Genomic DNA, 21,904 nt, shown 5'->3' on the forward strand with positions numbered 1-21,904 from the left:
ACGGCGTCGGCGTCGTTGTCGGTGACGGTCAGGAGGCTCTGGTGGCGTAAGGAATCCTGTTCCGTCAGCGGTCAGTTCATCGCTGAGTCAACCGCTGGCGGATACACCACTCAAAAGGACTTGACCGAAGATTTGTTGCCTTGTCGTAAGCGGCCCGGGCCGCGGCCACGATTTGAGTTGGAAGATTTAGTGCGCGAGGCTTTGGCCCAAGGGCTAGACAAGTTCAGTCTTTCCGCCATAGCGAAGTCGCTCGGAGTGGCATCACCGGCCTTGTATCGGATAGTAGAATCCCGTTCTCACCTGCTCTACGCATGTTTTGATGTCATTGGGCCCGACATGCCCAAAGGTATGCCCGGCGCAAAATGGCAGGACATCGTCAGAAAGTGGACGAGAGAAGTGTGGGATGTATGCGATAAATACCTTGGTCTCGACAGGGTTCTCATTGAGTGCCCCGATAGTCAGGCAATTCTGAGGAGTGATGTCCGCAAGTACGTCCGCGAAGGCGATGGCGAGTCTCTCTCGCAGGAGCAATTAGCCGTAGTAGAGACCGCCGCAGACATCGTACTCTTGGCACATCTGGCTGTGAGTACCTGGAATGACCGTAAGGCCAATGCCGACCCGCGTGTCCTTGAGCTGCGGAATCGAACAGTTACTAAGTACCGTGCTGAAGAAGCATCAGCCAAGATGTCGCGGGATAGTGAGCTGCAGTTTGAGCCGGTGAGACTGCGAATAGAATCTCTCATCACCACAGTGAAGTGGGCTGCTGCTGTGGATAGGCTACGCGGTGAGATCGATCCCCCCCCCCCGCTCCTAGTATTTACTGTTGCCAACGGACGCCCTCCAAAGGTATGACCACGGTCTGCCTTTGGAGGGTTTTGCTTTCTAGGTGCAAAATGCCCATTTTTGGAGCTGAATTGCCAAACACTTCTAGGGTCATAACGATGGGAATGTGGTGGGGTAGTTGCCTTAACGAGAACACTAGGGGGGCGAAAGTATTCGAACACTTACACACCTTAAGTTGGGCAAATTCTCAGCTTGATAACAGAAACATCTCTTTTGCCTACTAATGTTCCTTGTGAGGCTTTGACTTAAGCCTCCCCAGGTGCGTGAAACACATCCATGTTTACTTGGGTCTCATAAACCAAGGAGTCATTACATGAATAGGGTTAAACGGCTTAGAAAGAGCCTTTGGGGAGGTGCTGCCGTCAGTGCTTTGACGCTGGGGGTCATTGCTGCGCCAGTGGCCCCACTCGCAGGGGCGGATGAGATCACCGGTTGCTCGTATGGAACTGGTGGTCCGAACGACAAGGCCCTCTGCTGGATCGATATGAGCTCTTTCGGGGAAGTAACCAAGGCTCAACTAGCGGATAACCCGACTGGCGTGATGAAGCCTTTGAATCTGACCATTGGTAATTACAAGTTCACCATGAACGCCACGGTTATGGCTGGAAAAGATGGCGCGCAAGGCGTTTCGGCGAAAAAGCTGCCAACCTGGGGCGGTGCCGTTATGGGCAATACTCAGTCCGGGCAAGATTACTTCAAAAACACGAGTGGAAGTCCTGCACTCTATCAAATAGATGGCGAGAACGCGGCTGGACCGCTTGAAAAAGACACAGTCAAACTCAGTGACATTAAGGTCGTGGACACGCGAGACAATTCTGAAGTCAAAGAAGGATTCTCACTAGTTGTCGCCGATGCCGAATCGACCGATGACGGGGAAGGCTTCATTTGGAAGTCGAATTCTGCAATCAAAGAGTACCAAGAAGTCGTCCCAAATACTTGGCAAACTCCCTGCTCTGGAAGTAAGACAGGGTTCGAAACCAACGAGGTTTCCTGTATTGGCGGTGAGAAAGACTTCGTGGGTCAGAACCGAGGAATCATGATGGCCCAAGCGGATGCTCCTCATGAGATCTCTTCTTCTTTCTCCAATGGAAAGTCTGCAGTCGGTGGCAGCTCCAAGCAGGGCGTTGCTTTTGCTGTCGTATTCACTACACTGTCCGGCGGAGTCACAGTGACCCAAGACGGCGGGAGCGACGGCTCTTTCCAGGTTGACATGTCTACAGAAGGTCAGCAAGCTGGAACTGCTTCCAGTGACGGCGGACAAGATAGTACCGACCCGTACCCAGTGCTTTCAGGCCCCGAGGGTTCTACAGCAGCTTATACTGCAAAGCACGTCACGGGTACAGGTCAAGGTGCTTATGACACTGAGTGGAAGTGCACTGTTGGCGGTGAAGTTGTCACCCCGACACTTTCTGAAGACGGTATGACTGCTTCGATTAACGTCGGTCCTAACCAAAACGGCAATTGTGAGTACATTGCGGTTGCGAAGGGTCCGAAGACTGGGAATGATAAGGAAATTATCAACCCTAACACCACCGCGTATCTCAATCCTCAGTCTGTTAAAGGCAAGGGCGAGATCACTGATGTAGCTTTTGACAATGGTGAAGAGACCAAAACTGTACCCGGTCAAGGTAAGTGGACCATAAAGCTTGTTGATGGTCAGCCACAGGCTGAGTTCACCCCTGAGAAAGACTATGACGGCCCGGTTACTCCTCAGAACTACACCATTACTGATCAGTATGGTTTGACGGCCGAGGGCAAGCTCGAGGTCGAAATTACAAAGACTCCCGTGGGCGGGTTTAGCATTGCAAAGTCGTTGAATGCAGATGTCGATAATCCGACTGAGAGCTTTAACGATAAACTGTTTAACTTTGACTACGAATGCACGGATAGTGAAGGCAAGACTCTGAAGGAAGGCTCAATCGAGCTTAAACCAGGTGAGTCTAAGAATGCAGTTGAGTCCATTGGTGAGATCAAGGAGGGTGCTTCCTGCAAAGTGACTGAGAAAGACGCTTCTGTTGCTAACTTTGACTGGTCTACCAAGTGGGAAATCAAGGGTGGAACAATCACTGAAGAAGAGCCCGACCACGTAGTCTTCGAGGTTGCCTCCGGTAAGCCCGGCCAGCCTGTCGCTGTGGGTGTGGAAAACATCTACAAGGCTAAGCGCGGTTCTTTCGACATCGTTAAGTCTTTGAGCGGCGAAGCTGCTGCTGCAGCGGCGAACACCGATTTCAAGTTCAACTACAGCTGTGTTGTCGGCGAAAAGGTTGTTGCCTCTGGCAATAAGACCATCACGGGAGCCGGAAGCGCAACCGTGGATGATGTGCCGCTAGTCTCCGACTGTACGGTGACCGAATCTAATGCAACGGTTCCTGGTACTTCACTGCAGTCAAAGATTACTCCCAGCGAGTTCAAGCTCTTGGATGAGTCTGATAAACCCGTAGAAGTTACTGTTAACGCGGACAATGAGTACACCTATGTGGATGGTGGATTCACCATTACAAAGCAGGTAGAGGGTGACGCCGTTTCCTTCGCTCCAGACGAGTTCACCATGAACTATCAGTGTGAAGCGCCTACCTATGGCGTTGAGGAAAATGACGAGGATAAGCCGGAGACCAAGTCTGTGGAGCTCAAAGCTGGCGAGTCCACGACGGTCGATGACGTTATCCCTGGTTCGAAGTGTAAGGTCTGGGAAGATGATGCCCCAGCCAAGAACAAGCCCGGTTTCCTCGGTTCCTCCACCAACACCCCAGGTGCTAGCTGGAACAACTACTACGAGGTAAACGGTGTTAAGGCCGACCCAGCAGAGTTCACCGTTGAATCTGCTAAGACTACTCAGGTAACAGTGACCAACGTGTATAACAAGGAAGGAAAGAACGGCCTCATCATCATCCCGTTCCCGATTCCCTTCCCCGTTCCGGGTGGCGGATCTTCGACTCCTCCGGATGGTGGTTCCTCTGTGACCCCGCCGAGCCCTGTTACCCCGAGCCAGCCAGCACAGCCTGGCACCCCGGTACAGCCGGGTACTCCGGCCGAGCCCGGAACCCCTGAGCAGCCTGCCAAGGGACAGCCAAGCGCACAGGCTCAAAAGAGCACGCCGTCGAAGTCTCTGGCGAATACCGGAGCGAACGTGGCGTGGTTGGCTGGAGGCGCACTGATGCTCCTCGCAGCAGGCGCATTCTTCGTAATGCGTAGCAAGAAGCGCAATTCTTAAGCTTTCTTGAGTTGCACTGATGCCGTAGAAGAAGGGCGGTCGTGGAATCTAAAGGAGTCCCGGCCGCTCTTTGCGCGTTGACATATGTCCGCATCACAGGCATTCTAACTAACAGCAAATCTTTCTATTACTTCTTTTAAGGAGAATCTCATGTTCCTTCCTATTCCTATCGTCATCACTGGTATTACCGAAACCGGCTCCTCAGTAATCGATTTTCTGAGTGGAATCTCCATCGCCCTTTATGACCTCGTCTCTGGAGCTGGAAGCAGCCTCGAAGGACTGTCTTCTGTGCCCTTCGATTCTCTGATTTCCTCTTTCTAGGAATTGTGCAGAGCCGCATTTTTTGAACTGGATGTTGTTCTAATAGCACAGGAATGAAAAAGCTCCTTCCAAGCACCAATTGCGCTTGGAAGGAGCTTTTCCGCTTTTGGGTTTAAGTTCGCGTTTTTGAAGAAGCTATGGATCCGTCTAGAGGCTCAGAATGAGGAGAACCATCAAAACCACGAGGATTGTCAATGCCCCGGCAAACAGGATTAATCGAAAAGCTCGCTGATTAGTTCTTCCCCCTGTGTTGGGATCAAGACCGTCATATTCCTCAGCGTCCCGGACTGTGCCAGAGTCGCTAGCTGTGGGTCTCGAAATGCGATCCAAAGCGGCGAGGTCAGCATCGGTGATGACGCGGAAGCTGGAGGTCTCGAAGGTCTGGGCAACTGAGGCTGAGCGTGGCGCGCTTTGGGCAAGCTGCCACTCGGGGCCGGCGCCGGCGGAGGAGGGCTGCCCGGCAAAGATATCTAGCTCACGGTGGCCGTGGCGCGGCGAGTGGAAAGCATGCGCCAGGGTGGTGATTCCCTCATCTTCGTTGTGGCGGACGGTGGTGAGAAGGGTGGAGGGGGCATCACCAAGCGGGGCGAGGAAGTGATTGCCCAGGTAGATGCCTATGCCTGGTTTTGTGCGCTCGTCGTTGGTAGTGTCTTCGTCTTTGCCTTTGGACGCTGACTTGAGGGTGACAAGCAGGTGCGCACGGCCATCGGGGAGGATACCGGAGGAATCGACGATGTTGTGGACGCGCAGGAGTGGACCGTGGCCAAGCAAGACCCACTGCGAGGACGGTGGATTATTGGCAGGCAAGCACAGTCCTGGTCGTGGCAGACGCAGCACCAGGCCGGACTCTTGAACGCGCGCCGTGGCCGTGGGATAGAGGCCGGCATTGAGGATGAGATCGAGCTCGGGGTACTCGGCGCGGTCGGCGGGGGAGATGGTGCCGAGCAGTGTGTTTGTGGGGGCGTTGGTTTTGGGCGTGCTCGCAAAGACACCGAGCGTGCCATTTTCCTGGGGGCGCAGGGTGACGGTGAACTCTGTGCCGGGGACGCCGCTTGTGGCGGCGTCGATTGTCAGTGTTTTGTTTGTGGGGGCGTCACTTGTGGGATGAACCGGAATGGACTGGATTGCGCCGAATCCATGGTGAGGGATGTAGTAGGAAGTTGCGGGTGCCTGAGCCATAGGAAAACCCTAGCGCCCGCCGTGGATGTGGCGGACGCTAGGGGGTGTGCCGCTTGTGCGCGTGAGGGTTGCTCTTAGTCGAGTGCGCGGTTGACGGCGGAGTTGATGGCGTTGATGGAGGCACGCACGGTCGAGGCGGCGATGCCGGCGCCCCAGACCTTGGTGCCGTTGACGTCGGCGGCGATGTAGCAGGCGGCCTCCGCGTCATCACCGGCGGAGCGGGACTTCTGCGAGTACTCGATGACCTCGAAATCGATGCCGATATTCTCTAGGGCGTTGGCGTAGGCGGCGATGGGGCCGTTGCCGTGGCCGGTAATGGTGTTCTCCTGGCCCTTGTAGATCACCTTGGCGGTGACGGTGGCCTCGTCGGTATCGGTCTCAGCGTTGTCGACCTGGAAGGTGACCTCCTCCAGCGGGGTGGTGCGGTCCAGGAACTCGGTGGTGAAGATGTCCCACATGCCCTTGGAATTGACCTCGCCGCCCTCAGAATCCGTGACGGCCTGGACCACGGTGGAGAACTCAGCCTGCATGGCGCGCGGCATGTTGATGCCGTGATCGGTCTTCATGATGTAGGCCACCCCGCCCTTGCCGGACTGCGAGTTGACGCGGATGACGGCCTGGTAATCGCGGCCCACATCCTTGGGATCGATGGGCAGGTAGGGAACCTCCCAGACGCGATCACGCAGCTCATCCCAGGAGACCTCGGTGTTGTTTGCGCCAGGGCGGACCTCATTGGCCAGGGCATCGAGGCCCTTGTTGATGGCATCCTGGTGCGAGCCGGAGAAGGCCGTGAAGACCAGGTCGCCGCCGTAGGGGTGGCGCTCCGGGACGCGCAGTTGGTTGCAGTACTCCACCGTGGAGCGGATTCCGGGCAGGTCGCTGAAATCAATCTGCGGGTCCACGCCCTGCGTCATCATGTTCAGACCCAGGGTGATGAGATCCACGTTGCCGGTGCGCTCACCGTTGCCAAAGAGGCAGCCCTCAATGCGGTCCGCGCCGGCCAGGTAGCCCAGCTCGGCCGCGGCGACGCCCTCGCCGCGATCGTTGTGCGGGTGCAGGGAGAGGATGATGGCGTCACGCTTTTTAAAGCTGCGGTGCATCCACTCGATGGAATCGGCGTAGACATTCGGGGTGATCATTTCCACCGTGGAGGGCAGGTTGATGATCATGGGGTTCTCGGCGCTTGCCCCCATGATGTCCACCACGGCATCGCAGACCTCGACAGCGAAGTCCAGCTCGGTGCCGGTATAGGACTCCGGGGAGTACTCCCAGCGCCAGTTGGTGTCCGGGTAATCCTGAGCGATCTCCTTGATGAGCTCCGCGGCATCGGTGGCCAGTTTCTTAATGGCCGGGCGGTCCTTGCGGAATACCACGCGGCGCTGCAGCTTGGAGGTGGAGTTATAGAAGTGGACGATCACGTTCGGCGCGCCGGCGCAGGCCTCGAAGGTGCGGCGGATGAGGTGCTCGCGGGCCTGAACCAGGACCTGGATGGTGACGTCCTCCGGGATGAGGTTCTCCTCAATAATGGCGCGCACGAAGTCAAAGTCCGTCTGCGAGGCGGAAGGGAAGCCTACCTCGATCTCCTTGTAGCCCATCTTCACCAGCAGATCGAACATGCGGCGCTTGCGCTCCGGGCTCATGGGATCAATCAGGGCCTGGTTGCCATCACGCAGATCGACCGCACACCACTGCGGGGCGGTGGTGATCTTCTTATCCGGCCAGGTGCGGTCCGGCAGGGAGATTTCCTCTACCTCTTTGGCAAAAGGCAGGTAGCGATTGACCGGCATGGAGGAGCCGCGCTGCTTGTTCCAGGCTGGCTGTCCGGGGTTGGCCGGGCCTTGGGGAGTGGTGATTTCGCGCGGTGCGGAAATGAAAGAGTCATTGGGAGACATGGCGGTGGTTTCCTTTTAGAAGATTTTAAGGGTGGATTATCCACGGCCAGCTGCGGCGAGTGCGGGGGACATCACCAAACTCCGCGACGGGGCGCCGGCCGTGTTATCACAAACCTAAATCCCGCCGCGGCAGATAAGGAGGAGGCCTTGCCGCAAAGTCATAACGAACACCCTACCGCGCTTCCCATAAGACGGCAATAAGTTTCACCTGTTGGGACGCGCGGGTGGGGGTGAGGCGGGGTGTCCTTGGCGGCGGCTACCATGTTGGGCGTGAGTGAGACAGGGCAGAATCCGGCTGCCGCTGCTGCGGCGCAGGAGCGGGGCTGGTTCGTGGCGGCGCGGGGGCGTGGTGCCGTGCGTTTTTCCGGGCGGGAGTGGGCGGCCGCGCTCGTTGTGGTGGCAGTGGGCACCTTCGTGCGGGTGCTGGTGTTAGGTGTTCTGGCCAGGGCCAACGGCGAGTCCTTGGCGGGGCTGCTGGGCAAGTGGGACGCGCGTTATTACACAGAGATTGCCCGGGTGGGATACTTCCACGCTGACATCCCCACCGATGGGCCTGTCTATGAGAATTCCCTGGCCATGTTCCCGGGCTACCCGCTGGTCATCCGGGCCTTTTCTTTCCTGGGGCTGCCGGAGGCACAGGTGGGGATGACGCTCAACTTCTTCTTCACGGTGGTACTTGCTGCGGGCGTCATGGCGCTGGCAGCACGCATGGGCGCGGGCTTTGCCGCGCGCATTGCGGCGGCGGTAGCTGTCACCAGCGCGCCCATGTCCATCGTCTTCACCATGCCCTATACCGAGGCCCTGTTTGGCGCGCTGCTCATATGGGCGTTGGTGGCGCTGAGTGATAAGAACTGGTTTCTGGCCGCCGTGCTCATCTTCGGGCTTTCCTTCGTGCGTTTGACCGCCATCGATGCTGTGCTGTGCTTCGCGGTCATGGTGGCCTTTAATGCGCCGCGGCAGTGGAAGGCGTGGGCGGGGGTGGTGTCCTCAGCGCTTCCGCTGGTTGCTTACCTGGCGTGGTCCAGCCACTATTTGGGCGAGGTCGGCGGCTACTTTGGCATGCAGAACAAGCACTGGCACTCCGCTTTCGACTTCGGCGCTGCCACTGTGGCCTGGGTTGCCTCCGTGTTGGGCACCTCCGATAACGCCGGATACCTCTTAAGTGCCGTGGTCATTGTGGGTGCGCCGGTGCTCGTGGTGCTGGCCTGGCGCCGGCTTCCTGCCCCCGCCTGGGTATTCAGCGCGGCACTGGTGGCCAATATCCTGCTTTCCGACGGCATTATGCACTCCCGCCCCCGCCTCCTCCTGCCCGCAGCGGTGCTGTTTATTCCTTGGGTGCTGTGGCTATGCGCGCGGGTGCGCCCACCCGTGGCCTGGGGTTTGCTTGCCTGCTGGGTGCTGGCAGGGGCGTGGTTTTCTGCCCACATGCTCGCCGTGTTCGAGTGGGCTATCTAGCGCGGATGCGAGTGCGAGGTCTTGGTGGTCGCGCCCACCGGGACACGCGACAAGATGATGGTGGCCATGATCATCACCGCTAGGGCGGTGGCCATGACTGTCCAGCCAGCCAGGGAGGTGACCTGGAACTTCTCCCCCAGCACCGCGTAGCCCAGGGCGAAGGCCACGATGGGCTCCAAGATGGTCATGGCTGGCAGCGATTGTGACAGTGGCCCGGCGTGGAAAGAGTATTGCTGCATCACGGTGCCTGTGCCCGCCATGAGCACGAGGGCGTAGAAGGGCCAATCACTAAGAAGCGCGCTGAAGCCGCCGTGGGTGAAGTTGTTGACCACGGACTTGGAGAGCAGGGCGACGTAGCCGTAGATGACGCCGGAGCTCACCCCGAGCAACAGCGCGCGGTAGCTGCGGAAGCGCCAGGCTGCTGCGCCAAGCGAGGCCAGGGCTGCGATGCCAACGATAAGGCCCGGCCACCAGTCATTCCAGGAGGGCTGCAGCATGCCAGGGCTGGGGCGGCCGTGGACCACCATGGTGCCCACGGCGACGGTCAAGGCGATGGACCAAAATACCTCGTGGAAGGCCATGCGGCGCCGCGAGTACCACGCCGCCAGCGGCAGGGTGAACATCAGAGAGAGGACGAGGACGGGCTGGACCACCAGCAGCGTGCCAAAGCCGAGAGCGATGATTTGCAGGCCATAGGCCACGACGGCGGCCAGCGTGCCAATCCACCACAGGGGGTTGGCCATGGAGGTGCGCATGACGGGTCCGGGGGCATCGAGGGCGATGCGGTGACGGACCACGGTGCCCCAGGCAACCGTGATCGCCGAAGCCAGGGCAAAGGCCACGGCGATAAAGTTGCTCAACACGTCCACCACGCTAACGAAAAACTGCCGGAAAACTCAGAATTGACGCGCACCTCGACGCTATGTTGCGGCCATGTGAAGCCGCGGCGTGAAGTTGTCCTCACATAAGATGAAACCCGTGGCCCTGACGGGGTAACATAAAATATTGACTACTACACGACAGGTATTGACCAGCACCGATGCGGTTGATGCTCTATCAGCGAAAGGTGGCAACCCGAACGTGGCCCTGATCGTTCAAAAATACGGAGGCTCATCCCTCGAAACCGCGCAGCGGATCCGTGCTGTTGCGGAGCGAATTGTGGCCACCAAGAAGGCGGGCAATGACGTCGTCGTCGTGTGCTCCGCCATGGGAGATACCACTGACGAGCTCTTAGACCTCGCCGCCCAGGTCAATCCCGTGCCCCCGCAGCGCGAGATGGACATGCTGCTCACCGCCGGCGAGCGCATTTCTAATTCTCTGGTGGCCATGGCCGTGGAATCCCTAGGGGCCCACGCCCAGTCCTTCACCGGCTCGCAGGCGGGGGTGTTGACCACCGAGCGTCACGGCAATGCCCGCATCATCGATGTCACCCCTGGGCGTCTGACTGAGGCGCTCGAAGAGGGGAAGATTTGCATCGTGGCCGGCTTCCAGGGAGTCAACAAGGAGTCCCGGGATGTCACCACGCTGGGTCGTGGTGGCTCAGATACCACTGCGGTGGCCTTGGCGGCGGCGCTGGACGCGGATGTCTGCGAGATCTATTCCGATGTGGACGGCGTCTACACGGCAGATCCACGCATCGTGCCCAATGCCCGCAAGCTGGAGCAGCTGTGTTTCGAGGAGATGCTGGAGCTCGCCGCGGTGGGTTCCAAGATTCTCGTCCTGCGTAGCGTGGAATACGCACGCGCCTTTAATGTACCGTTGCGAGTTCGCTCGTCCTATAGCAATGATGCCGGCACGCTGATTGTCGGTTCGATGGAGGATATCCCTATGGAAGAAGCAATCCTGACCGGTGTAGCCACCGATAGCTCCGAGGCCAAGGTCACCGTGCTGGGCATTCCGGACCGCCCGGGCGAGGCCGCCAAGGTCTTCCGCGCCATCGCGGACGCGGAGATCAACATTGACATGGTCCTGCAAAACGTCTCCTCCCTGGAGCACGGCACCACCGACATCACCTTCACCTGCCCGCGCTCCGATGGTCCGCGTGCCATGGAAATCCTCACCAAGCTGAAGTCTGAAGGCGCCTGGAAGAACGTGCTTTATGACGATCAGGTGGGCAAGGTCTCCCTCGTCGGCGCCGGCATGAAGTCCCACCCCGGCGTCACCGCCGATTTCACGGAGGCCCTGCGTGATGTGGGGGTTAACATGGAGCTCATCTCTACCTCTGAGATCCGCATTTCCGTACTCACCCGCGAGGCCGATATCGACAAGGCCGCCCGCGCCCTGCACGATAAATTCCAACTCGGTGGCGAGGAAGTAGCCATCGTCTACGCCGGCACCGGCCGATAAGACTTTTAGCTTTAAGGAGCAAGAATAAAGATGACAACCCTAGCAGTAGTCGGAGCAACCGGCCAGGTGGGTCGCACCATGCGCGCCATCCTCGAGCAGCGGGAGTTCCCGGCCGATAAGGTGCGCTTCTTTGCCTCCGCCCGCTCGGCTGGCCAAGAGCTGGAGTTCCGCGGCGAGAAGATCGTCGTCGAGGATCTGGCCCAGGTCACCCCGGAGTCAATCGCGGATATCGATATCGCGCTTTTCTCCGCCGGCGGCTCCACCTCCAAGCAGTACTCGCCGGTATTCGCCGAGGCGGGTGCCACCGTGGTGGATAACTCATCGGCCTTCCGCAAGGATCCGCAGGTGCCGCTCATCGTCGCTGAGGTCAACCCTCAGGAGGCGAAGGACCTGCCCAAGGGCATCATCGCGAACCCGAACTGCACCACCATGGCTGCCATGCCGGTACTCAAGGTCTTGCACAACGTCGCTGGGCTGCGGCGCCTGCACATCTCCTCCTATCAGGCGGTTTCCGGCTCCGGCCTGGCAGGCGTGGAAACGCTGGCCAAGCAGGTGGCAGAGATTGGTGAGCACAACGTCGAATTGGCGCAGGACGGCTCGCTACTGGCTCCCGAGGACCTCGGCCCCTACGTCGCTCCCATTGCCTATAACGCGGTTCCCTTCGCCGGAAACCTCGTTGATGACGGCTCTGAGGAGACCGATGAGGAGCAGAAGCTGCGCAACGAATCCCGCAAGATTCTAGGCATCCCGGATCTCAAGGTGGCGGGCACCTGCGTGCGCGTGCCGGTCTTTACCGGACACACCCTGACCATCCACGCCGAGTTTGCGCAGGACATCACCCCTGACCAGGCGCGCGATCTGCTCTCCAAGGCTCCCGGCGTCAAGGTGGTTGACGTTCCCACGCCGCTGCAATCCGCGGGCATCGATGATTGCCTGGTCGGGCGCATCCGCCAGGACCAATCCCTCGATGGCAACAATGGCCTCGTTCTCGTCGTCGCGGGCGATAACCTGCGCAAGGGCGCGGCTTTGAACACCATCCAGATTGCAGAGCTGCTGGTTGGCTAAGAAGCCACCTGGGCATCGGCCCAGTCGAGCAGATCTGTTATAAGGGGCGAGTCCGCGGCAATGACTCCCATGTGCGAGCGGCCCGGATAGTCCTTCTCCGTCACAGCGCGTCCGGATAGCCGGGCGCGCTGTGCCATTTCTGCCTGCCCCGCAATGGGTACCACCTCATCCTCGACGCCTTGGCCCAGGAAGAGCGGGGCCGTGCCCGCGCCACTGGCAGTGTTTTCCCGCAGCCTTTGCCCCAAGGCGCTGTTATTCAAATCGGCCGTTACTAGGGCCCCTCGGGTCTCGAGTGCCGCGGTGGTCAGCAGCGAGACGAGTATGGTTTTATCGTCCGTGGAGCGCTGCGCCGCGGCCCGCAGGAGGGGCGTGGCAACCGGAATCATATAATCCTTTAAGCGCACGTCGGGGTACTCGGCGGCATAAGGAACGAGCACGAAGGAGCCGACCATGGTTCCCAGCGCATTCGCGCCTGTGCCGAGAATGCGCTCCGCCAGCAACTACGGATCGGCGGCGGCAGACAGCGCCGCCACCCCGCTTATCTCCAGCTCAGGGGCGTAGTCAGCCGCAATCTGATCGGCGAAGAGCGTGGCGTGCCCGCCCTGCGAATGCCCCCAGAGCATATTCTTGCCCTCATCCGGAACCTGGTCGAGCTGGCGCAGGGCACGGAGGGAATCAAGAGCGGCGCGGCCTTCCCCTTGGCCGATCAAGTAGGGGAATCTGCCTTCCGTGCCTTGCCCCGGATAATCCGTGGCCACGACATTCCACCCGCAGGAAACCATCTCCGCTATGGCGGGGATGGCTTCAGGCTTAAACGCATTATCGCGCAGGCTGGGCGCGCAGGCCTGAGCCACCCCGGTGGTGCCATGCTGCCAGGCCACGGCGGTGGAACCAGCGTTATCTGGGATCGCGGCAACCGCGCTTGCCACAGCCGGAGATCCATCCGCGCGGGTGGTGGCGTAGAGCAAGCGCAGCGCCGTGGAACCTGCAGGTGCCGTGCCGGGGTAGGAGCTCACCCGCAGCAGTGTGCCCGCGGCGGGGATTTCCCCATGGAACTCATAAAAGCTGGTGGAGCGCCACTGGGGAGTAGCGGCCACCGCGCCTATTGCTGCAATAGACACGACAATCCCGAGCGCCACGCGCGGGAAGCGGGGCCGGCGCCAACGCCAAGGGCGCCATACCCAGACTCCGGTCGTGACGAGAGTCACGGCGAAACCGTAGGCTAGGCCCACCAGTGCCAGGAGGTCCATCCCATCAGCAGTGCGGCCGTGGCCAACAGGAACGTCGCCGGAGTGCGTCTCCACAGCAACAGCACCACGGCGCCAAGAATCCACCACAAAGATACGCAGCTTAAAAGCAGCGGGGCACTCAACGCTGCAGCGATTGCGGCCAGCGTGGTGAACGCAGCCAGGCCACTCGTCGAGTTAAGGCGTGAGCGCAGCCCCATGAAGACGATGGCCCCCGCGGCTACCGCAGGGAGAGTCCGCAGCGAGAACAAGGGGAAGAACGCCATGCCCAGTCCTGCTGCGATGAGGAGCGCCGGGCAGGCAGCGCGCTGGGCGCGAGAAGCGAGAAGGCGGGGGAGACAATAGCGAGAAGTCATCGTCATTGAATATAACCCAAGAAAGACCCCGTACTTTTGCTTTCCTCGTGGGGAAGAAAAAGTACGGGGTCTGTGACTAGTGCAGGTTTAAACCTTTATGCCTGCGGGGACTTCGCGGAGTCCGCGGCCGGGGCAGCTAACTCTAGCTGGCTGCGGCTAGCGGAGCCCTTGGCGCCACCGGTGGCTACCCAGCCGATGCCGAGGATGATGAACCAAACCGGAGCGGAGAGCAGTGCCGTTCGGGTGTCAGTTTCCAGGCACAAGACAGCTACCATGAAGGCGAAGAAGGCGAGGACGACGCAGGACATGGGCACGCCACCGGGCATGGGGAAGATGGACTTTGCGTGCAACTCCGGGGTGCGGCGACGGTAGACAATGTAGGCCACGAGGATGTAGGTCCAGACCACCATGAAGAGCACCGAAGACAAGGTGGTGATCAGGGTGAAGGCCTCGATGACGGTGCCGCCGGCGTAGAGCATTGCCAGTGCCGGAATGAGGCAGATGACGGAGAATACCAGGCCACGCGCCGGGACGCGGTGCTTGGACAATACAGCCCAGCTCCGCGGGGCGGCGCCCTCAAGAGAGAGGCCGTAGAGCATGCGCGAGGTGGAGAAGATGCCACTGTTAGCTGAAGAGGCCGCCGAGGTAATGACCACGAAGTTGATAACTCCAGCCGCCGCTGGAATACCGGCGAAGGCAAAGAGCTGCACGAAGGGGCTCACTGCCGGGTTGATGGCATCCCACGGGGTTACCAGCATGATGACGATGAGGGAGAGTACGTAGAAGATGACGATACGCACGGGGATAGAGTTGATGGCGCGCGGCAAGGTCTTCTCCGGATCCTTGGTTTCCGCGGCGGCGGTACCTGCGAGCTCGATGCCGACGAAGGCGAAGATGGCGATCTGGAATCCGGCGAGGAAGCCGGTGAGGCCGTTGGGGAAGAAGCCGCCGTCATTGATGAGGTTATTGAAACCTGCTATGTGTCCGTCCGGAGTCTCGAAACGGGTAAAGACCATGTACAGCCCTACGCAGATAAGGCCCACGATGGCGACAATCTTGATGATGGCGAACCAGAACTCGATTTCTCCGAAGAGGCGCACCGCTACCAGGTTGAGGGCGAGCAAGAGCGCGATGACGAAGATGCCGGGCAGCCACAGCGGAATATCCGCCCACCAATACTGCAAATAGCCGGTGATGGCCACGATATCGGCCATGCCGGTAACTACCCAGCAAAACCATTAGGTCCAGCCGGTAATAAATCCGGCGAAGGGTCCGAGGATGTCGGAGACCGCGTCGCGCAGGGACTTATAGTTCATGTTTGCCAGCAGCATCTCACCCATGGCTCGCATGACGAAAAAGAGCATGAAGCCGATGATGGCGTAGACCAAAATGACGGAGGGCCCGGCCAAGAAAATGGTCTTTCCGGAACCCATGAATAGTCCGGTGCCGATGGCACCGCCGATCGCAATCAGCTGGAGGTGGCGGTTACTAAGCCCGCGCTTGAGGTCTCCGGCCGCTGCAATAGATGTTTGAGACATAGCGTGTTCTTCCTTCTGAGATGAAACCTCTTAAAACTTCTGAGACGAAATATTGAGGAAACTGTCTACCTATTGATCCCCCGGAATAATGAAATTGAGAGTATCTTTCCGTGATTGTGAAAAATTACGCTCGGTGCTCCGCGTCTTGTTGTTCTCTATTTCTAATCCCCGCCTTCTTCCCCGAAGTCCAGATCGCGCTGCTTAGGTGCACCACCGGGGACTTCTGGCTTGGTATGCGTGACATAGGTGACTGAGGGCGAAGGATCTGTACGGTCGTAGTCGATCTCGGAGTCTTTCTCTAAGTCCTCGTGGATCTCTTCCGCTATGGCGTCAATGAACTCCTGGGTTTCCATGGTCGAGGCGGCGGCTAGCTTGCGCAGATCGCGTTCGTTCTTCTTGGTGAAGCGGTAGCGCGGATCGAGGCGGCGCTTGACCAGGAAGTGGGCACGTGCCCGGCGCTTGCCCTCCACGGAGATCTTCTCGCGCTTGGTGGTCCAGTTGAAAACCATGACGACGATCATGAGAAGGCCCAGGTATCCCAGGATGGGATAGACGTTGCTGACCAGGGACTGGAAGCCGATGAAGGAGAGAGCGAATCCGATGAGGCAGGCCACGGCGTAAACGGGATAGAACCTGCGCGGTTGCTTGCGGGTAAGGCGCTTGCCTATGGCGTAGAACATGCTCACGGCGGTGTTGAAGATCATGCCGAAGATGGCCAGGCTCATCAGGTAGCCCAGTACGGGGTGGATGTTGGTGATGAGGGCGAGGACCGGGAGATCCTCACCGTTGACCTCCGGGGCGGCGACGAAGAGGCTGCCGACCAACAAGATGAGGAGGATCAGGTAGATGATGCCGCCGACGATGCCGCCGATGCCCACCGCACGGTTGTTGAGGAAGTTGCCGCCGATGACGATGGACATCGAAACTGCGCACATGACGTTGAGACCGGTGTAGTTCAGCGCCGCGAGCCACCAATTGGGAAGCGTGGTGGAGACATTCTCCACGGTGTAGGCGTTAAGTGCGGCCATATCCACGTCAGCCGTCACCAAGGTATAGCCGACGGCCACAACGATGAAGATGATGATAAACGGGGTGATGGCGCCGATGACGTTGGTGACGCGGTCGACGTCGAGAAGTCCGCACAGGAGGACGAGCACCAGCATGATGGTGGCGCCTACCCACAACGGGACCCCGTGGAATTGCTGGGAGACGTTGGAGCCACCGCCGGCGAACATGACGAAGCCGATGGAGAAAAGGGTGGCCAGCGTGGACCAGTCCAGGATGCGGGAGGTAATGGGGCCGGAGATCTTATCGAATACCGCGGTGTGTTCGGTAGCCTGGAAATAGGAGGCCAGTTGCAAGATTGCGATACCGGTGATCATCATGAGGGCCGAGCCCAGGGCCACGCCCCAAAACCCTTTTTCACCGAAGGCGACGAAGAATTGCATGGCCTCCTGCCCGGAGGCGAAGCCGGCGCCGACGATCACCCCGATGAAGGCTAGAGCGATAGTGAGTGCTTGTTTGAACATTGGCGGAGAAGTTCTCTTTTCTCACACGTGCCGGGCCCGCGTTCTTAAAGGTTCGCAGGCCCGGTTCGACGTTCGATTTGGCACGTATGTTTCTTCTAATACCGTAGTTCTCTTTTTGTGCAGCTCTCCACTGGTTAGGGATAAAGAATGCGTAACTACTGGGTAAAGATTGAAGTAAAAGGACTAGCGGCCGTCAATGATGTCTTTGCGCGCGCGAGCCACCCGCGAGCGGATGGTGCCGATGCGGACGCCGGCGATCTTGGCGGCTTCTTCGTAGGTATAGCCCAGCAGCTGGGTGAGGATGAGGGCCTCGCGGCGGTCGGGCGGAAGGGCGTCAACAAGCGCGCGGGTGTCTATCCACTCGCTCCAGGAAGCGGAGTTTTCCAGGGAGGGGGTGAGCGCGGCCGCGTCCTCGTACTCGGTCGCGGACTTGCGGGGCCTAGCCATATCGTGGCGGATGTTGTCCACCCACACGCGCCGGGCTAAGGATAGAAGCCAGGTGCGCGCCGAGGAGCGGGCGGCGAAGCGGGGGAGGGCGCCGATGACCCGCAGGTAGGTCTCTTGGGTGAGGTCGTCGGCGATCTCGGGGCCGCCGAGGTGGGCAAGCAGGCGCCACACATCGTCCTGGGTGGCCTTGATGAACTCCGTGAGCGCCGTGCGGTCACCGCGTGCGGCCCGGAGGGCGAGCTCGGTGACGACAGCATCGTCGCGTTCGGAGTGGTGTTTCACCCACCTGAATCTACCAGTCGAAGAATGAAAGACTCCTTATCCGAGCGTGCGGAGAATCTTTCCTTCAATCCTTAGAGATCCTTGCCGGGCGCGATTGTTCGGGGTAGGCTATGGGAGGAGCAAGATTGATAGTAATAGTTAATTTTCCGACCAGAAAAGGAAGTCACTCCCCATGACTGAATTTGCCGCAGACAAGATTCTCAACAAGGGCCAACGCCCCGCCGGTAAGGGCAACTCGACCCGCCCCTCCGGGCAGCCGATTGCCTCCGAGAATACGTCCCTCACCGCCGGCCCGCAGGGGCCCACCGTTCTCGATGACCTTCACTTGATTGAAAAACTGGCCCACTTCAACCGCGAGCGCGTGCCGGAGCGCACACCGCACGCCAAGGGTCACGGCGCCTTCGGTGAACTGCACATCACCGAGGATGTCTCGCAGTACACCAAAGCCAAGCTGTTCCAGAAGGGAACCGTCACGCCTATGGCCGCGCGTTTCTCCACCGTTGCCGGCGAGCAAGGCTCTCCCGATACCTGGCGTGACGTACATGGATTCGCCCTGCGTTTCTATACCGAAGACGGCAACTATGACATCGTTGGCAACAACACCCCCACCTTCTTCCTACGTGATGGCATGAAATTCCCGGACTTTATCCACTCCCAGAAGCGCCTCGGGGCCAACGGCCTGCGGGACGCGGACATGCAGTGGGACTTCTGGACCCGCAACCCCGAGTCCGCCCACCAGGTCACCTACCTCATGGGTGATCGCGGTACTCCAAAGACCACCCGTAACCAGGATGGGTTCGGCTCGCATACCTTCCAGTGGATCAACGAAGATGGTGCACCCGTGTGGGTGAAGTACCACTTCAAGACCCGCCAGGGATGGGAGACCTTCACCGACGCCGAGGCACAGGAGATGGCTGGCAAGAACGCCGACTACCACCGCGAGGATCTCTACAACGCCATCGAGCATGGGGACTACCCGGTCTGGGACGTCAAGGTTCAGATCATGCCCTTCGAGGAAGCAGAGAACTACCGCTGGAACCCCTTCGACCTGACCAAGACTTGGTCGCAGAAAGACTACCCGCTGGTGGATGTGGGCTACTTCGTGCTCAACCGCAACCCGCGTAACTTCTTCGCGCAGATTGAGCAACTGGCACTGGATCCGGGCAACCTGGTTCCCGGCATCGGCCTGTCTCCGGACCGCATGCTGCAGGCACGCGCCATCGCCTACGCCGATCAGCAGCGCTACCGCATCGGGCCGAACTACAAACAGCTGCCCGTCAACCAGCCGCTCAACCAGGTCAACACCTATGAGCACGAGGGCTCTATGTCCTTCCTGTTCAACGACCCGGCGGATCCGGTGTACTCACCCAGCCGCCACGAGAAGGGCAATGGCTACCTCGATGATGCGGAGGAGAATATCCGCACCGAGGCTTATCCGGCACACGATCTTTATGTGAACCCGGATCCGCACGGCAGCGACCTCACCCGCGCTCCCTACGTGCACCACGCCGAGGATGATGACTTCATCCAACCGGGCATTCTCTATCGCGACGTCATGGATGATGCCGCCAAGGAGCGCCTGGCGGATAACATCACCAACGCCATGGCCGGCGTTTCTGCCGAGACCGAGCAGCGCGTTTACCACTACTGGGACCAGGTAGATGAGAACCTAGGCAAGCGCGTCCGGGAGCTCTTCGCAGAAAAGAACTAAGCGCCTAAGGCCTGGCTCCTAGCAGCTCGGCATGGTCGCGGCCATGAAACCGGGAAGACTTTGTTGGCTCAGCCCTGCTACGTCGTAGCAGGGCTGAGCCATTCCTGTTTGAGTAGTACCAATGGAGGGTATGCGCTGCCACTGACCCTGGCTAAAGCGGGCCCACTGAGTCCAGTCGGTGGCGTTTTGGCCGTAATGTGCCCACTGGCCGTCGCAAGCCATGACGTTTAGCGAAGTCATGTCCGGGTTGAGGTGCTGCAGCGCAGCGGCGCTGCAATCCCCGACGCTTGGCACCACGCCGCTTGGCAGAACCGCTGCAGGGGAGGTTTGCTCGGCGGTGACGGTTACGGTGACCGTGGATTTCGGTCGCGGATGCTCGCTGGATTCGGCGGCGCTAGAGGTGGTCGCTGCTGCCTCGGCGTGGGTTTCAGGCGCGGCCTCCTCGGTCGAAGGAGAAGAACAGGCGGCCAGGGTGCAAGCCAAGGCAATGAGGCCAGCACCGGCAGGGAGGATGCCGCGGGGGGAGAGAATAGGGAGAGAGTTCATGAGAGCTAATACTAAGGGCTAGAGGGGACACTTGTGGGCCGTAGCGCAAGAAATGGCGGCGCGCCTGCCGGGGAGAATGCGGGCGTGGCGATAGTTTCGAAGCATGACTTCTCGCCTCGCAGATGTACATAACCGCCGCCGGTCGCGCCTCGTCTCGGCGCTCATTGCCCTCGTGCTCGTCGTCCCGCTTATCGTAGGCACCGCCGTGGCCTCCTTCGCTGGCTGGGGCCCCGCGCAGGCGTGGTCATCCGCGGGGGATGAAGCCAGCGGGGCGCCGACGGATGGAACGGTGGATTCTTCACAGCTCGTGGAGCCTCTGCGTGCGCTGAGCGAGGCCCAGGCGCAGGCGGGCTTCCTCGAGTCCGGCGCCAAGCAGCTTGCGGATGGCAGTGGCCAGCTCGATTCGGGGGCGCAGGAACTAGGGGGCGGCATCGACAAGCTCTCCGGTGGCTCCCAGCAGCTTGTCGACGGCCTCACCGAGCTGCAAGCAGGAACCGCACGGTTGGGCGGCGGTGCCACGGAGCTCGCCAACGGTGTGGGCGGCGCGGTGGACCAAATCGTCGGCTTAGGAGTGGCGCAAGGACAGATCATTACCGCCATCGACGGCACCATGCACGATCTCGAGGGCAATAACTCGCCCGAGGCGCGCAACATCAAGTCTCAGCTGGGGGATCTGCGCAACCAGGTCAACAACTTCAAGCTGGATCAGTCCGTCACCGATCAGCTCAATCGCCTCAAGGACGGCTCGCGGGAGCTTTCCAATCAGCTCTCCGTGTCCGGCTACGCCTATCACGACGGCGTCTACTCCGCGGTGGAGGGCGCCAAGCAGCTCAACAGCGGCATTGGCGAGCTAAATGGAAAGGCGGATGAGGCGATAGCCGGCGTCGGCAAGCTTGATGAGGGAGCGGGCAAGGTGAACTCCATGGCCGAGCACAACAAGACCAAGGTTTCCGACGCCGCGCGCGCCATGCCTCGCGTCCAAGCAACCGGCCAGAACGAGCCCTCCCGTCTGCTCAGCCCCGTGGTGGCCTTGCTCATTGCTGCCCTCATGATGGTGGGCGGGGTGTTCCTCGGCTTTGCCTGGCACCCCGGCTCGCGCCCCTGGCTCTTGTTACTTGGTGGGCCACTTGCCTTGACCGTCGCCGGGGAAATCCTGCTGTGGATCCTCTCTAGCGGACTGACCCCGTTGGCCGCGGTGTGGGCTGGCGTAGCCATGTATGCAACGACGATTGCCACCGCCGCCTTGACCACGGTGGTGCTGCGCTTTGCCGGATTCGGCATCGGCGGCGGGCTCATCACCGTGGTGGGCCTGGCGCAGCTGGCAGCCGTGGGTTGGGTGTGGAAGACCGCCGGAGCCGCCACCATTGCCCCGGCCTGGCAGGTCGTGGCGAACCTCCTGCCGCTGAACTGGGCCACCTCCGCGATTACCGCGGCCGGAAACGGCGGTCAAGACAGCCTGCTGTGGACCGCCCTTGCGGTTCTTGGCGTCACTGCATTCCTGGGTGTAGGCGCAATTATCTTCGGCCGTCGTGCCGGGGAAGCCACAGCCTAGGGAAGATAAACTTGTCCTAAGCTGCAAAAATTATATCTATCAAACTGAGTCGCCACGTCTTTAGAAAAATAGGTTAACAATCACAGATTAGGGGTGCTATTGTTGGTGATGCTCACGCAGTCTACTTAGGGGGTAGGCAAACGGCTTCTTGGAAGTCGTTGTGAGTGATAGGGAATAGGGGCGACGCGGTTGCTGTAGGGGCACCGCGTCGTTTCCCAGTTTTAGAGTGCATGGTTTTCTGGGTTAAGGGACATTTTGGGGCTAAGGAGCAAAAAGTGTGTCTGCGGGCGTGTCGGGGTTAGGTGCCGGGCCAGCCTTTGCGGATTCCTAGGTTGTGGTTGTATTCGTTTGGGATAGCGTTGTCGTAGAGGGCTGGTCTTCCGG

The 21,904-nt window shown here is 59.8% G+C and carries 17 protein-coding genes and 1 pseudogene; 8 read left to right on the forward strand and 10 right to left on the reverse strand.

Annotation, left to right across the window (positions count from 1 at the left end; all coding sequences use genetic code 11):
* The 3 genes from F4V60_RS01200 to F4V60_RS12480 all read left to right on the forward strand — a co-directional run.
* A partial coding sequence (locus F4V60_RS01200) for a TetR/AcrR family transcriptional regulator (RefSeq protein WP_150387350.1) occupies positions 1-852 on the forward strand: 852 nt, incomplete at its 5' end.
* Positions 853-1,156: 304 nt separating this feature from the next.
* Complete coding sequence (locus tag F4V60_RS01205) at positions 1,157-4,054, forward strand: DUF5979 domain-containing protein (RefSeq protein ID WP_075728962.1); 2,898 nt, start codon at positions 1,157-1,159, stop codon at positions 4,052-4,054.
* Between the two features lie 150 nt (positions 4,055-4,204).
* Positions 4,205-4,375: a hypothetical protein gene (locus F4V60_RS12480; RefSeq protein ID WP_170216861.1), complete on the forward strand. Its 171-nt coding sequence runs from the start codon at positions 4,205-4,207 to the stop codon at positions 4,373-4,375.
* A 147-nt stretch (positions 4,376-4,522) separates the two neighbouring features.
* On the opposite strand, the gene F4V60_RS01210 is transcribed toward F4V60_RS12480, so the two are convergent.
* Positions 4,523-5,554, reverse strand: a complete 1,032-nt coding sequence (locus tag F4V60_RS01210; RefSeq protein WP_075728963.1) for a hypothetical protein — start codon at positions 5,552-5,554, stop codon at positions 4,523-4,525.
* 74 nt (positions 5,555-5,628) lie between these two features.
* A complete protein-coding gene (leuA, locus tag F4V60_RS01215) occupies positions 5,629-7,446 on the reverse strand; it encodes a 2-isopropylmalate synthase (protein WP_075728964.1) in 1,818 nt (605 codons plus the stop codon).
* A 261-nt stretch (positions 7,447-7,707) separates the two neighbouring features.
* Here leuA and F4V60_RS01220 point away from each other — a divergent pair, with 261 nt between their 5' ends.
* Entirely contained in the window at positions 7,708-8,901 is a 1,194-nt protein-coding gene (locus tag F4V60_RS01220) for a hypothetical protein (RefSeq protein WP_373862543.1), read from the forward strand.
* Here the strand turns inward: F4V60_RS01220 and F4V60_RS01225 are convergent.
* On the reverse strand, positions 8,898-9,764 hold the full coding sequence (locus F4V60_RS01225) for a DMT family transporter (protein ID WP_075728965.1): 867 nt from the start codon (positions 9,762-9,764) through the stop codon (positions 8,898-8,900). The two genes, F4V60_RS01220 and F4V60_RS01225, sit on opposite strands and share 4 nt — an antisense overlap.
* A 217-nt stretch (positions 9,765-9,981) precedes the next feature.
* On the opposite strand from F4V60_RS01225, the gene F4V60_RS01230 reads away from it, so the two are divergent.
* Both F4V60_RS01230 and F4V60_RS01235 read left to right on the forward strand, forming a co-directional pair.
* Positions 9,982-11,247: an aspartate kinase gene (locus tag F4V60_RS01230; RefSeq protein WP_075728966.1), complete on the forward strand. Its 1,266-nt coding sequence runs from the start codon at positions 9,982-9,984 to the stop codon at positions 11,245-11,247.
* Positions 11,248-11,277: 30 nt separating this feature from the next.
* Positions 11,278-12,312, forward strand: coding sequence for an aspartate-semialdehyde dehydrogenase (locus F4V60_RS01235; protein ID WP_075728967.1), 1,035 nt, complete (start codon positions 11,278-11,280; stop codon positions 12,310-12,312).
* On the opposite strand, the gene F4V60_RS01240 is transcribed toward F4V60_RS01235, so the two are convergent.
* From F4V60_RS01240 to F4V60_RS01265, 6 genes and pseudogenes are all read right to left on the reverse strand, one after another.
* Entirely contained in the window at positions 12,309-12,764 is a 456-nt protein-coding gene (locus tag F4V60_RS01240; protein WP_141256052.1) for an alpha/beta hydrolase family protein, read from the reverse strand. The genes F4V60_RS01235 and F4V60_RS01240 overlap by 4 nt on opposite strands.
* A gap of 48 nt (positions 12,765-12,812) precedes the next feature.
* A complete protein-coding gene (locus F4V60_RS01245) occupies positions 12,813-13,520 on the reverse strand; it encodes a lipase family protein (RefSeq protein ID WP_170245716.1) in 708 nt (235 codons plus the stop codon).
* Between the two features lie 14 nt (positions 13,521-13,534).
* On the reverse strand, positions 13,535-13,915 hold the full coding sequence (locus F4V60_RS01250) for a hypothetical protein (protein WP_141256054.1): 381 nt from the start codon (positions 13,913-13,915) through the stop codon (positions 13,535-13,537).
* A gap of 95 nt (positions 13,916-14,010) precedes the next feature.
* Positions 14,011-15,453 (reverse strand): annotated as a pseudogene (locus F4V60_RS01255) (amino acid permease).
* Between the two features lie 161 nt (positions 15,454-15,614).
* Positions 15,615-16,982, reverse strand: a complete 1,368-nt coding sequence (locus F4V60_RS01260) for a YkvI family membrane protein (RefSeq protein WP_075728971.1) — start codon at positions 16,980-16,982, stop codon at positions 15,615-15,617.
* A 183-nt stretch (positions 16,983-17,165) separates the two neighbouring features.
* Positions 17,166-17,711: an RNA polymerase sigma factor gene (locus F4V60_RS01265; RefSeq protein ID WP_075728972.1), complete on the reverse strand. Its 546-nt coding sequence runs from the start codon at positions 17,709-17,711 to the stop codon at positions 17,166-17,168.
* 172 nt (positions 17,712-17,883) lie between these two features.
* Between F4V60_RS01265 and F4V60_RS01270 the strand changes: the two genes are divergently transcribed.
* Complete coding sequence (locus tag F4V60_RS01270) at positions 17,884-19,422, forward strand: catalase (RefSeq protein WP_075728973.1); 1,539 nt, start codon at positions 17,884-17,886, stop codon at positions 19,420-19,422.
* A gap of 18 nt (positions 19,423-19,440) precedes the next feature.
* Here F4V60_RS01270 and F4V60_RS01275 read toward each other — a convergent pair whose 3' ends face one another.
* The gene (locus F4V60_RS01275; RefSeq protein ID WP_075728974.1) at positions 19,441-19,968 is read right to left on the reverse strand and encodes a hypothetical protein; all 528 of its coding nucleotides are present in this window, start codon (positions 19,966-19,968) and stop codon (positions 19,441-19,443) included.
* 103 nt (positions 19,969-20,071) lie between these two features.
* Between F4V60_RS01275 and F4V60_RS01280 the strand changes: the two genes are divergently transcribed.
* On the forward strand, positions 20,072-21,520 hold the full coding sequence (locus F4V60_RS01280; protein WP_075728975.1) for a hypothetical protein: 1,449 nt from the start codon (positions 20,072-20,074) through the stop codon (positions 21,518-21,520).
* Positions 21,521-21,904 lie beyond the last annotated feature (384 nt).

The organism is Corynebacterium flavescens, assembly GCF_008693105.1.
Taxonomy (GTDB): domain Bacteria; phylum Actinomycetota; class Actinomycetes; order Mycobacteriales; family Mycobacteriaceae; genus Corynebacterium; species Corynebacterium flavescens.